This is a genomic window from Stenotrophomonas sp. GW821-FHT02D01, assembly GCF_059421765.1.
In genome coordinates this window covers 508,026-520,837 of sequence record NZ_JBWKVP010000002.1, presented here as the reverse complement: position 1 = coordinate 520,837, position 12,812 = coordinate 508,026, and the positions used below count along the sequence as shown (strand labels likewise).

Sequence of the window (12,812 nt, the reverse complement as noted above, 5' to 3'; positions counted from 1 at the left end):
CAGTGTCGGCGTATGTCGGGATGTATCAGGCCATCCCGTCAGGGGCGATGCCGTCGTAGAGTCGAGGGGCCTGGCCGAGGGCGCCGGGCGGGGTCGGAACCTGGCGGGGATCCGACCCCGTTTTCTTTGGACGCAGGCCTTCTTTGCCCGCCGCACCGGTAGCGCCGGGCCATGCCCGGCGGATCAATACCGGTAGTTCACCTTCATCCACAGGCTGCGGCCGGGCTCGTTGATGCGCACAGGGTCAGCGGGGAAGCCGAAGTCGGCGCTGCCGGCCAGGTTCAGATGCTCGCTGTAGGCACGGTCGAACAGGTTGTCGACACCGGCGCTGAGCTGCAGCTGCGAACTGAAACGATAGGCCGCGTTGAGCGCCAGCGTGGCAAAGCCGCTGCTCGGCCCGAGGTCCTGCGCGACCACGTTGCCCTGCCCGTCCGCGACCCGATGCTGATGGGTGACCGCGCGCACCAGCGCACCGGCACTCCAGCGCTGGCCTTCCCAGTCAGCGCTCAAGCGTGCTTCCAGCGGCGGCATCTGCGGCAACGGTCGATGCTGATCGCGGTTCTCGCCCCAGGCATAGGCCAGGGTGCCCCCCAGCTTCCATTGCTCGTCCAGCCGCAGCTGCAGGCCGGCCTCGGCACCGGCGATGCGCGCCTGCACATTGTCAGCCTGGCTCATGCCCATCATGCCGCTGCCGCGATAGGTGAACAGGATGTAGTCCTGGATCTGCCCCGCATAGGCCGAGACCCAGGCCTGCACGCGCGGGCCCTTGTATTGCAGACCGACGTCGAGCTGGGTGGTACGCTCGGGCTGGATGCCAGCGAACGCGTTCACCGCACCTGCCGGCCCCTGATCGGGCGAGAACAGTTCCCAGTAGTCGGGCATGCGCTGGCTGTGGCCCAGCCCGGCATACCAGGTCAGGCCGTCGGCAAGGTCCTGTTCGTAACGCAGGAAACCACTGCCCAGCCATTCCCTGCGGCGCTGGCCGGCGGTGGGATTGGGCATGGCCATCATCATGCCGCCGATGTCGGCACGCGCATCGCGCACGCTGGCACGATCGATGCGCAGCCCGCCGATCCAACGCTGCCCGGTGTCCACGCCGAGGGTCAGTTCGGTGAATGCACCGTAGCGGCGGAAATCGGCGTCGGTGTTCCAGTCCGCCTGCTTGTAGGTATCGCGCCCCATGCCCATGCGGCCGCGATGCCGGCTATCTTCGCCGTCGATGCCGGCCACCAGCTGCACGTCCTGCCAGCGCCATTCGGCGCTGATGCGCCCGCCCTGCGTGCGGCGATCCACGTTCGACGCCATCGGCATCGGCATCATGCTGTGTGGGTTCGGCGTACGCAGCGTGTAGTTGTCCATCACGTGGTCGGCTTCGTTGTAGTACACGTTCGCCTGCAGCGTGTCCCACGCCCCGGGCAGATTGCGCTTCTCGAAGCGTGCGGCGTAACTGGTGCGTTCGAACGCGGCACCATCCATGCCGCGCCCCGCGTAGCGCGCGATCGCATCGCCGGCACCGGCGGAGACCTCCAACAGGGTATCGGCGTCAGGCGTCCAACCCACCGCTACGTCGCCATTCCACTTGCGCCATTTCGACGGAACCACATCGCCGTTGCCGTGCTTGTAGTCATCGGCTTCGGAGCGATTGCCGCTGGCACGCACGTAGCCCGTTGGATTGCCCAGGGTCAGGTCCAGCACCTGGTCGTTGCGGTTGCGTGAGCCGACCAGCGCACTGGCATCGGCACGCAGCCCGGGCGCATCGAAACGCGGGGTATCACGCTCGAAACGCACGGTGCCCGCAGAGGCACCCGCGCCCCAGCGCACGCTCTGCGGGCCCTTGATGATGGTCAGCCGGTCAAAGCTCTCCAGCGATATGTAGGACAGCGGGTTGTCCATGCGCGAGGGACACGCGCCAATCAGATTGCCATCGTTGCTGAGGATGTTCAGGCGCGAACCGAACATGCCACGCAGCACCGGGTCGCCGTTGGTGCCGCCGTTGCGGATGGCGGAGAAGCCGGGAACGGTCTTCAGGTAATCGGCGCCATCGCTGGCTGGCACAGGCTGCCGCGGCAGGCGCGGATCGGTCACCCAATGCAGCGGCGAGGACGGCGCGGCGGCGGTGACCACCAGCGTATCCAGCGTCCGCGCTTCTTCAGCGGGCGTGGCATGGGCGAATGGGGCAGCCAGGGCAGCACCAAGCGCAAACGGCAGGCGCGCACGGGCGCCCGCAGCGGGGAAAGTCATTTTCATGGAAACAGCTCCAAGGTACGCACGCGCGCACGACGCCCTTGCAGGCCTCGTGCGGCGGATTCGATAGGGAAATCAGCGGACGGTGGAGATCAGCGGCGGGCCACGCGCGGCATGTGCCGGCCAATGCAGCAGCGTCAGTCGCGGCTGCGACCATGGGAACATCGGCTTCGGCCGCCACAGCAAGGGCAGCAGCAGCACCAGCACGGCCAGCCACGGCAGCAGGCGCATGGCCAGCACGCAGTACTCGCAGGCCTCGCCGTGCATGGCGTGCGGATCGGCGGGCGGGCTGGGGGCCGCTGGCGCAGCAGCATGGTCATCGTGCCCGGCCATGCCCATCTCGTGCATGTCATGGCCCATGGCCGCGTGGTCCATGCCCGCCATCGCCGCATGGTCCATCGGCTGCTGCTGTAGCGCACGGCTGACCAGCGGCGCAAGCACCATCAACAGCGTCGCGATGAAGGCGAGCTGGAGCAGGGTTCGACGCAGGCAGCCGGTACGGATCACCGCGCTAGTGTAGAGGTGCCTCCAGAAGGCACTGTGCGACGAACCGTCGCAGGAGGGGGTTTATCGGCAGGGCTGCGCCCTGCACCCGCAGAGGCCACGTCCACGGCAAGAGCCGAAGCAACATCAAAAGCTGGCTTCCTGTGGGTAGGCGGGGTGGGTCCGGTTGCGGGGGCCGCTGCAAGTACGTCCATGTAAGCTCGGTCGCCGCATCCATGCGGCTCACGCCCCCGCAACCGGACCCACCCCGCCTTCGACAGATTCCTGCGGTCTGTTGGAACGGCTCTTGGGGTCAGATCCGCTTTCCGAAGGAAACGGATCTGACCCCAGATGTATTTCGATATCTGACAGATTTCATCCACGCATCGCGTGGATCTACCGTGTCGACCAAGGTCGACACCTACCAACGGCCGCCGGAATCTGTCAGAGGCGGGGCGGTGTGGGTAGGCAGGACCGTTGGCGCCATGGATGGCGCCATCGTGCCCCCATGGATGGGTTTACGGCGTGTCCTGCCTACCCACACCGCCCCGCCATCCCACGGAATGCCCGCTGTTGCCGTTGCTGTTGCCGTTGTTGTTGCTTGAATGTCGTAGCAGGTGCAGGGCGCAGCCCTGCTCGACCACCCCTCAGACCGTGATCGTCTGGGTCAGCGACTCCCAGGTCGGCGGCACCGGCCAGGACGCGGCCTGGTTGCCATCCAACACCCGCCGCAGGTCGCGCGGGTCGATCTGCGGGGCCAGCACATGCACCAGCTCCAACGCGTAATCGCGCAGCACCCGATCGCGCGGCAGCACCGCCCAAGCGATGCACTCGGTGATCGGCGCCGGCGCTGGCCATACCCGCAGATCCTCGTCGTTGGCGCTGATCGCCATCTCGGCCAGCAGACCTACCCCCAGACCCGTACGCACATAAGTCTTGATCAGGTCCGCATCCAGCGCCGTCAGCGCCAGATCGGGTACCAGGCTCTGCGCGGCAAAAGCGCGCTGCAACGAGGAGTTGGGACGGGTCGAGGATTCGTAGCTGATCAACGGCTGGCGTGACAATGCCGCCAGGTCCGGTGCGCGCCCGGCGCGGTCCAGTGGATGGCCCTTGGGCACCACCACCAGCCGCCGCCAGCGGAACAGCGGCACGGCGATGCCATCGCTGGGTTCACTGCCGGCGGTACTGATGATCGCGATATCGGCATCGCCCTGGTTCAGCCGGTCCAGCGCATCGGCCTCACCGGCCTGCTGCAGGTGCACGCTGACCTGGGGATAGGCCTGCTTGATGCGCGCCACCGCCGGCGGCAGCACGAAACGCGCCTGGGTGTGGGTGGTGGTCAGGATCAGCTGGCCCTGGCTCTCGCGGCGCTGGTTGGCCGCGTAGGTGCGGATGTTGTTGGCTTCGGACAGCACCGCGCGGGCGCGGCTGATCACTTCGATGCCAGCCGGGGTGACCGACTCCAGGCTGCGCCCCTTGCGTACGAACAGCAGGAAGCCCAGTTCGTCCTCCAGCTGCTTGAGCTGCTTGGACAGGCCAGGCTGGGTGGCGTGCACGCGCGAGGCGGCGAGCGTGATGTTCAGCTCGGCGTCGGCGATGGCAACCAGGTAGCGCAGCTGGGTCAGCGTCATGGCAGGCGGGCGATGTGGGGGCGGAAGTCCACTCTAGGGTCAATTGCCGTCACCAGCTTATAACCAAAGGTTGTTTAAGAAAGGTATCTGGTCATTTCCGGGCGTCATATGCCGGCGCTACGGTCAGCCGGCAGCCGCTGGCCTGAACAGCCAGCCCTTTTCCCTTCCGCCCGCCGAGCCCGGCGCGGCCTGTTCCTGGAGCGCTCCCATGGCCCTGTACGACTCCATCCTCGACACCATCGGCAACACCCCCATCGTCAAGCTGCAGCGACTGGCGCCGCAGGGCGTGACCGTGTACGCCAAGGTCGAGTCCTTCAACCCGGGCGGCTCGGTGAAGGATCGCCTGGCGCTGGCGATCATCCTCGATGCCGAACAGCGTGGCCTGCTCAAGCCGGGCGACACCATCGTCGAAGCCACCTCGGGCAACACCGGCGTCGCCCTGGCGATGGTGGCCGCCGCACGCGGTTACAAGTTCGTGGCGACGATGGTCGAGACCTTCTCGGTGGAACGCCGCAAGCTGATGCGTGCCTACGGTGCGAAGGTCATCCTGACCCCGGCCGCCGAGCGCGGCAGCGGCATGGTCCGCAGGGCGCGCGAGCTGGCCGAGGAGCACGGTTGGTTCCTGGCCAGCCAGTTCGCCAACCCGGCCAACCCGGCCTACCACCGCAACACCACCGCCGCGGAGATCCTGCGTGATTTCGCCGGCAAGCGGCTGGACTACTTCGTGAGTGGCTGGGGAACCGGCGGCACCTTGACCGGCGTCGGCGAAGTACTGAAGGTCGCCCGCCCGGACACCCGCATCATCGCCACCGAGCCGGCCGGCGCCGCCTTGCTGAAGGGCGATGACTGGAAGCCGCACAAGATCCAGGGCTGGACCCCGGACTTCGTGCCCGATGTACTCAACCGCAATGTGGTGGACGAACTGGTGACTGTGGAAGATGACCGCGCGATCGCCACCGCCCGCCGGCTGGCGGCGGAGGAAGGCATCTTCGTCGGCATCTCCGCCGGTGCCACGGTTGCGAGCGCACTGGACGTGGCAGATCGCGCCGAACCGGGCGCGGTGATCCTGGCGATGTTGCCGGACACCGGTGAACGCTACTTCTCCACGCCGCTGTTCGCCGACGTCAATGAAGGTTCGGACGACGACTGGTTGGCCGGTCTGCCCTGATCGCCGCGTTGTCGATGACAGCAGGATGACGCCCACCCTCGCGGTGGGCGTTTGCTATTTGGGTGATCCTGTCTGGGTATTGCCGACGGAAGCGGACAGCTTTCCCCAGAAATCATAAGAAATTCACCCCGAAAACTTTCGTTTTGCCCGCGTGCGGCGCTCGCTTCAGCCTGCGTGAAGGCGCCGCCGGCCATCGTGCATGAACAGCGCGGATCGCAGTGCATGAGACGGTCATGACGCAGCATCGATGCCCTGTCCCGCAAGATGCGGGTGCAGCCAGCGTGGGCACGGCGCGTAACAACTACAGGCAGGAGACGGACGCATGAAGATCGAAGTGTGGCAGGGCGACATTACGGCCCTGGCGGTGGATGCGATCGTCAACGCGGCCAATGAATCACTGCTCGGTGGCGGCGGTGTCGACGGCGCCATCCATCGTGCGGCCGGCCCTGGCCTGCTGGCCGAGTGCGAGCGTCTGCCGGAGCTGCGCCCCGGTGTGCGCTGCCCGACCGGTGAGGTGCGCGCAACCGATGCCTATGCGCTTCCGGCACGGCACGTACTGCATACGGTCGGCCCGGTCTGGCACGACGGCCAGCGCGACGAACCGGCATTGCTGGCGAACTGCTACTGGAAGTCGCTGCAGCTGGCCGAATCACTGAACCTGCAGTCGATCGCATTCCCGGCCATCAGCTGTGGGGTGTATGGCTATCCGCTGTACCAGGCCGCACAGATCGCGGTCACCGAAACACTCGCCTGGCAGCGCAGCCACGCCCAGCCGATGCGGATCGTGCTGGTGGCGTTCAACACAGCGACTGCCAAGGCCTACCAGCAGGCACTGTCGGCCGCAGGCCAGGTCGCCGACAGCGGGCGCGGTTCGCTGCTGTCGCCCTTGGGCGATACCGGCTTCGTGCCGGCGCATTGAAACAACGACGGACGTGGGAAAAAAAAGGCCGGGCATTGCCCGGCCTTTTCGTTTGCATCCGTTGCAGCGGCGTCAGTCCGTCGCTTCAGCGGCTGCATCGGCGGTCGCCGCAGCAGCCGCGGCCGAAGCGGCGCCGTCGATCTGCACGCGTACTTCCACCATGCCCGCTTCATCGCTGAGGCTGGACACGTCCACGGTGTAGTGGCCGGCCGGCAGCGATTCTTCCACGCGTGCGTTGGTGCCGTTACCACCATCGTCATTGACCAGCTCCACGTCGCCGCCGACCACGCGCAGTACCGTATCCACCTGGCTGGAAATCGCGTCCAGGCGCACATCGGCCGCACGCGGCAGGCTCAGCAGGAAGCGGCGGCGGCCTTCGCCATCGAGCATGGCAAACACACTGCCGGTGTTCGGCAGGGAGGTGCCATCACGCATGACCATGTTGGCCGGCAGCTCGGTGCGCTTGGCCGTCAGTTTGAAAGCGCCGGTACTGTCTTCATCCAGGCTGCGCACGCGCAGGGTGTACTTGCCCGGTTCCAGCGGCATGCCGATGCGCGAATTGGTGTCATCACCGCCATCGTCGTTCTCCGACTGGACGCCGTTGCCATCCAGCTTCAGCACCGTATCGAACGCCTTCGATTCCAGGCGGATTTCGTACATGCCCCCCTTGTCCACCTGCAGGGTGTAATCCTGCGACTTGGAGACCAGCAGGTCGGCGATCTCACCTTCGGCCACCATCGGCTTGCCGTCATACGGCACCAGTTTCTCGGCGCGCAGGCGGTACGGACCGAAGGCGGAGGGGCCGTCGGCATTGATGGCCACCTGGTAGCTGCCAGTGCCGTTGGCGCGGAACGCCAGCGAGACGTCGTTGCCGCGCTCGTAGCCCGAGTTGCTGCTGGCCACCAGCACGCCATTGTTGAACACGGCGATCGAGCCGCGCAGCGCACCAGTCAACGTGATGCCGACCAGTTGCTTGTCTTCCAGCTTCAGCTGGTACAGCTGATGGTGGCTGCCATCGTTGAAATTGACGCCGCTGCGCGAGGTGATTTCGCCGGAGACCGGCTTGTCGAACTCCAGCGAGGGGGCCTTGCCCATGTCCGTGCTGCCACCCATCCGGTTGCAGCCGCCGACAGCCAGCACGGTGGCCACGGCCAGCGTGATTGCGGTGATACGCATGTTCCTTCTCCTTGGCCTTCCATGTATGCCCCCCGCACTGGCCTGGCGTGCGGGAGGCGGCAACGATACTGGCAAAAGCAAACGCCGGCGTGATGCCGGCGCTGCCTTGTTCAGTTCATGCTGCGCAACGGCGGATCAGCCGTTCCACTTGCCCAGCGCCGCCTGGCCGTTTTCCTTGGCGCGCTCGTAGACGGTCTTCTGTGCTGCGGCGTAGTTGCCCTTCATGTCCTTGGCCCACAGCTTCAGTGCCGCCTGCTGCATGGCACGGCCATAAGAGAAGCTCAGCGGCCACGGCAGGTTGCCCATCTGGTTCATGGCGTTGAGGTGGGCGGTGGACTGCTCATCGCTCTGGCCACCGGACAGGAACACCACGCCCGGCAGGATCGCCGGCACGGTGCTCTTCAGGCACATCACGGTCGACTCGGCCACTTCCTCGACATCGGCCTGCTCGTCGCAGCCCTTGCCGGAGATGACCATCGAAGCCTTCAGGATGGTGCCTTCCAGCAGCACGTTCTGCTGGTACAGCGCGTCGAACAGCGAACGCAGGGTGGCTTCGGTGACTTCGTAGCAGGTCTCGATGTCGTGCTCGCCGTCCATGATCACTTCCGGCTCGACCATCGGCACCAGGCCGCATTCCTGGCACAGCGCGGCGTAGCGGGCCAGCGCATGTGCGTTGGACTCGATGCAGGTGCCCGACGGAATGCTCTCGCCGATGTTGATGACCGCACGCCACTTGGCGAAGCGCGCGCCCAGCTTGTAGTACTCCTGCAGGCGCTCACGCAGGCCGTCCAGGCCCTCGGTGACCAGCTCGCCCGGGCAGCCCGCCAGCGGGTGCGCACCCTTGTCCACCTTGATGCCCGGGATCATGCCGTGGTCGGACATGTACTTGGCGAACGGCACGCCGTCCTTGGTCGACTGGCGGATGGTCTCGTCGTACAGGATGGCGCCGGAAATGTGCTCGTTGAGCTTCGGCGTGGTCAGCAGCAGTTCGCGGTAGGCGCGACGGTTCTCTTCGGTGTTCTCGATGCCGACGCTGGCAAAGCGCTTGGCGATGGTACCGGTGGATTCGTCGATCGCGATGATGCCCTTGCCCGGGGCAACCATGGCCTGGGCGGTTTCAGCCAGCTGTTCGATGCTCATGTACTTCCTGTGGCGGGTGCGGGAAAAACGTAAGTATAGCCCCGCTATCCGTTGCCCCGACGTGGAGGCTCGGATGGAACCGGTTCCACTGTCTGTGCGGGACAGGAAATGTCCTGCCGGATCGGGTCAGAGCCCCTTTCGGGGATCTGACCCCGGGTCGGACCCGCGCCGCGGCTCCGACCCGATGTGGCCACCTCTTACAGGTCGCCCAGACCGCTGGCGCGGCCGTCTTCGCCCACTTCCAGCAGGCGCAGGGTATTGGTCGCGCCGTGGGTTTCCATGTGCTCACCGCTGGTGAACACCACACGGTCGCCGGCCTGCAGCATGCCGCCCTCCACCAGCAGGCGGATGCTGCCGCGTGCGGCTTCGCGCGGGGTGAAGCCCCGGCTGTCGAAGTTGATCGGGAACACATCGCGCATCAGCGCCATCTGCCGGCGGGCGCCGTCGTGGCGGGTGACCGCGAACACCGGTGCCGAGGCACGGAAACGCGACAGGTAGCGCGCGGTACCACCGGATTCGGTCATCGCCACGATCGCGCGCACGCCCACGTGCTGGGACAGGAACATGGTGGCCATGGCAATGGCCTGGTCGGCACGTTCCAGGTTGCGCGGCGAAGCGCCGAAGTCGGTCTCGGTCTGGAACTGGCGCTCGGCGCCCAGGCAGATGCGCGCCATCGCTTCGACCGCCTTGACCGGATACGCACCGGCGGCGGTTTCGGCCGACAGCATCACCGCATCGGTACCGTCGATGACCGAGTTGGCCACGTCCAGCACTTCGGCACGGGTCGGGATCGGGCTTTCGACCATCGACTGCAGCATCTGGGTGGCGGTGATCACCACCTTGTTCTGCGCCAGCGAGGCCTTGATGATCTTCTTCTGCAGGCCCGGCAGTTCGGCATCGCCGATCTCCACGCCGAGGTCGCCACGCGCCACCATCACCACGTCACTGGCGTCGACGATCTCTTCCAGGTTCTCGATGGCCTCGGTGCGCTCGATCTTGGACACCAGCGCGGCGTAGCAGCCGTGCGATTCGGCGATCTCGCGCGCATCGTTCATGTCCTGCGCATTGCGGCAGAACGATACGGCGATGAAATCCACGCCGATCTTGGCGACGATGCCGATCAGTTCCTTGTCGCGCTCGGTCAGCGCGCCCAGCGACAGGCCACCGCCCTGCTTGTTCAGGCCCTTGCGATCGGACAACGGACCGTCGTTGAGCACGGTGTTGATGATGCGCTCGCCCTGCACTTCCACCACCTGCAGCTGCATCAGGCCATCGTCGAGCAACAGCACGTCACCGGCGGTCACGTCCTGCGGCAGGCCGAGGTAGCTCACGCCCACCTGGGTGGCATCGCCGGGGCCGGCATCGGTGCTGGCGATCAGGTCGAAGCGGTCACCGGCCTTGAGATGCACCTTGCCCTCGGCGAAGCGCTCGATGCGGATCTTCGGGCCCGGCAGGTCTGCCAGGATGCCCACTTCCACACCCACGCGCTGCGCGGCGGCGCGCACATCGGCGGCACGCTTGGCCTGGCCGGACGGGTCACCGTGGCTGAAGTTGAGGCGCACCACGTTGACGCCGGCGCGGAACAGATCCTCCAGCACGCCCGGCGGATCGGTAGCCGGACCGAGGGTGGCAAGGATCTTGGTGCGACGCTGACGCTCGAACATGATGGATGGGCCTCTCCCGTTAAAGGACGGAAATTAGCACATCCTTCACGTCCCATGTATACGGTTACAGCCTTGTGCTGCCTGACTCTGCGGGACATCGCATGGACATGTTCCGGACATACGCTGGTCGATGGCAGCGGAAACGCCGCCGGGCAAGGCCCGGCGCGCGGCATCGTCCAACTCAGGCAAGCAAGGCCAGCAGCTGCGCCGGATCACGGGCCAGCTGCCCGGCACCGGCCTCGGTCAGCTCCTGCTCGCCACCAAAGCCCCACAGCACGCCCACACTGCGCAACCCGTGGTGACGGGCGCCCTCGATGTCCATGCGGCGGTCGCCGATCATCCAGCAGTGCTCCGGCGCCAGCCGCAGGCGATGCAGCGCCTCGCCCACCAGCTGTGGCTTGCTGCTGCGCGAGCCATCCGGGGTTGAACCGATCACGTCCTCGAACAGGTCACCGAACGGCAGATGCTCGACGATGCGGCGGGCATGCGGCTCGTTCTTGGCGGTGACCACCGCAAGGCGATGGCCGCGTGCGTGCAGCGCGCGTACCACCGCTTCGATGTCCGGATAGATCGTGTGCTCGCGCCAGCCTTCCACGTCGAAGCGCTCGCGATAGAAGGCCACGGCCTGCTCCACCCGTTCGGCATCACCGAACAGCGGCGCGAACGTGGTACGCAGCGATGGGCCGATCCAGCCCAGCAGCGTTTCCTGCGGCGGCACCGGGTGGTCCATCTTCTGCAGCGCGTAGGCGATGCAGGTGGTGATGCCCACTTCCGAATCGATCAGCGTGCCGTCCATGTCGAAGAAGAGCGTTGCACGCTCTTCTCCGTCCACCCGCGGATCGACGCTCATGCGCCGCGCGCGGCCAGGGCGGCTACCGCCGGCAGCGTCTTGCCTTCCAGGAATTCCAGGAACGCGCCGCCACCGGTGGAGATGTAGCTGACCTGCTGGGCGATATCGAACTTGTCGACCGCGGCCAGGGTATCGCCACCACCGGCGATGGAGAACGCCGGCGAGCTGGCGATGGCGCGGGCCAGCGCTTCGGTGCCCTTGCTGAAGGCTTCAAACTCGAACACGCCGACCGGGCCGTTCCAGACCACGGTGCCGGCCTTGGCGATCAGCTGTGCGTACTGCGCGGCCGTCTGCGGGCCGATGTCCAGGATCAGGTCATCCTCGGCCACCGCATCGACGGCCTTCACTTCGGCAGCCGCGTCGGGCAGGAACTGCTTGGCGGTGACCACGTCCACCGGCAGCGGGATGTCCGCACCCCGCGCCTTGGCGTCGGCCACGATCTTCCGGGCGGTATCCAGCAGGTCCGGTTCGTACAGCGACTTGCCGACCTTGTAGCCGGCCGCCGCGATGAAGGTGTTGGCGATGCCGCCACCGACGATCAGCTGGTCGACCTTGCCGACCAAGTTGGCCAGCAGCTCCAGCTTGGTGCTGACCTTGCTGCCGGCGACGATGGCCAGCAGCGGCTTGGCCGGCGCATCCAGGGCCTTGGCCAGCGCATCCAGCTCGGCCATCAGCAGCGGGCCACCGGCAGCGACCGGGGCGAAACGGATCACGCCATGGGTGGACGCCTGCGCGCGGTGCGCGGTACCGAACGCATCCATCACGAACACATCGCAGAGGGCGGCGTACTTCTTCGACAGGGCTTCATCGTCCTTGCCCTCGCCAACGTTCATGCGGCAGTTTTCCAGCAGCACCAGCTGGCCCGGCTGCACGTCGACGCCGTCGACCCAGTCACGCACCAGCGGCACCTCGCGACCCAGCAGCACCGACAGGCGCTCGGCCACCGGCGCCAGCGAATCGGCTTCGCTCCAGACGCCTTCCTTCGGGCGGCCCAGGTGCGAGGTGACCATCACCGCCGCGCCCTGCTCCAGCGCGCGCTTGAGCGTCGGCAGGGAAGCGGTGATGCGCTGTTCGGAGGTGATGCGGCCATTCTCGATCGGCACGTTCAGATCCTGGCGGATCAGCACGCGCTTGCCGGAGAGGTCGAGGTCGGTCATGCGGACGATGGACATGGGCAACTCTTTGGCTCTGGAGATGGGATGCCGGCGTTCGGCAGACGGTCATTGTATCGGGTGCGGCTGGCGGCCGCGCCGCTGCCTGCGGCAGGCTTCGAAGCAACGGCAACAGCAACGGCAACGGCCGAAGCACTGGCGCTTCGTTGTGCTGTGGGTGGGCCGGGGCGGTGTGGGCCCGCAGGGGACGCCGTGAATCCATCCCTGGAGGCTCGGGCGCGCCATCCATGGCGCTTACGCCCCCGCGACCCCACACCACCCCGGCCTCGACAGGTTCATGAGGCGGAGCGGACGGCAAAGGCAAAAGCAAAGGCGGTTTCTGGGGTCGGATGAAGAAAGAAGGGGTCGGATCCGTTTTCCTGCGG

General features: G+C 66.5%; 10 protein-coding genes. 2 read left to right on the top strand and 8 right to left on the bottom strand.

Annotation, left to right across the window (positions count from 1 at the left end):
* Window positions 1–183 precede the first annotated feature (183 nt).
* From AC07UW_RS07180 to AC07UW_RS07170, 3 genes are all read right to left on the bottom strand, one after another.
* Window positions 184–2,247, bottom strand: coding sequence for a TonB-dependent copper receptor (locus AC07UW_RS07180; RefSeq protein ID WP_495211723.1), 2,064 nt, complete (start codon window positions 2,245–2,247; stop codon window positions 184–186).
* Window positions 2,248–2,319: 72 nt separating this feature from the next.
* On the bottom strand, window positions 2,320–2,748 hold the full coding sequence (locus AC07UW_RS07175; RefSeq protein ID WP_495211751.1) for a DUF2946 family protein: 429 nt from the start codon (window positions 2,746–2,748) through the stop codon (window positions 2,320–2,322).
* Window positions 2,749–3,374: 626 nt separating this feature from the next.
* A complete protein-coding gene (locus tag AC07UW_RS07170; RefSeq protein ID WP_495211722.1) occupies window positions 3,375–4,358 on the bottom strand; it encodes a LysR family transcriptional regulator in 984 nt (327 codons plus the stop codon).
* Between the two features lie 208 nt (window positions 4,359–4,566).
* Between AC07UW_RS07170 and cysK the strand changes: the two genes are divergently transcribed.
* Window positions 4,567–5,526, top strand: coding sequence for a cysteine synthase A (cysK, locus tag AC07UW_RS07165; RefSeq protein ID WP_099820853.1), 960 nt, complete (start codon window positions 4,567–4,569; stop codon window positions 5,524–5,526).
* A gap of 322 nt (window positions 5,527–5,848) precedes the next feature.
* Window positions 5,849–6,445 (top strand): O-acetyl-ADP-ribose deacetylase, encoded by a 597-nt coding sequence (locus AC07UW_RS07160; RefSeq protein WP_025874259.1) that lies wholly within the window; start codon window positions 5,849–5,851, stop codon window positions 6,443–6,445.
* A gap of 72 nt (window positions 6,446–6,517) precedes the next feature.
* On the opposite strand, the gene AC07UW_RS07155 is transcribed toward AC07UW_RS07160, so the two are convergent.
* The 5 genes from AC07UW_RS07155 to AC07UW_RS07135 all read right to left on the bottom strand — a co-directional run bounded on the left by AC07UW_RS07155 (window position 6,518) and on the right by AC07UW_RS07135 (window position 12,447).
* Window positions 6,518–7,621, bottom strand: a complete 1,104-nt coding sequence (locus AC07UW_RS07155) for an ABC transporter substrate-binding protein (RefSeq protein ID WP_495211721.1) — start codon at window positions 7,619–7,621, stop codon at window positions 6,518–6,520.
* 135 nt (window positions 7,622–7,756) lie between these two features.
* A complete protein-coding gene (locus AC07UW_RS07150) occupies window positions 7,757–8,761 on the bottom strand; it encodes a class I fructose-bisphosphate aldolase (RefSeq protein WP_025874258.1) in 1,005 nt (334 codons plus the stop codon).
* A 197-nt stretch (window positions 8,762–8,958) separates the two neighbouring features.
* Complete coding sequence (gene pyk, locus AC07UW_RS07145; RefSeq protein WP_032975201.1) at window positions 8,959–10,425, bottom strand: pyruvate kinase; 1,467 nt, start codon at window positions 10,423–10,425, stop codon at window positions 8,959–8,961.
* Window positions 10,426–10,606: 181 nt separating this feature from the next.
* Window positions 10,607–11,275 (bottom strand): HAD hydrolase-like protein, encoded by a 669-nt coding sequence (locus tag AC07UW_RS07140; RefSeq protein ID WP_495211720.1) that lies wholly within the window; start codon window positions 11,273–11,275, stop codon window positions 10,607–10,609.
* Entirely contained in the window at window positions 11,272–12,447 is a 1,176-nt protein-coding gene (locus AC07UW_RS07135; RefSeq protein WP_025874255.1) for a phosphoglycerate kinase, read from the bottom strand. The genes AC07UW_RS07140 and AC07UW_RS07135 overlap by 4 nt, the downstream gene beginning before the upstream one ends.
* Between the last annotated feature and the right edge of the window lie 365 nt (window positions 12,448–12,812).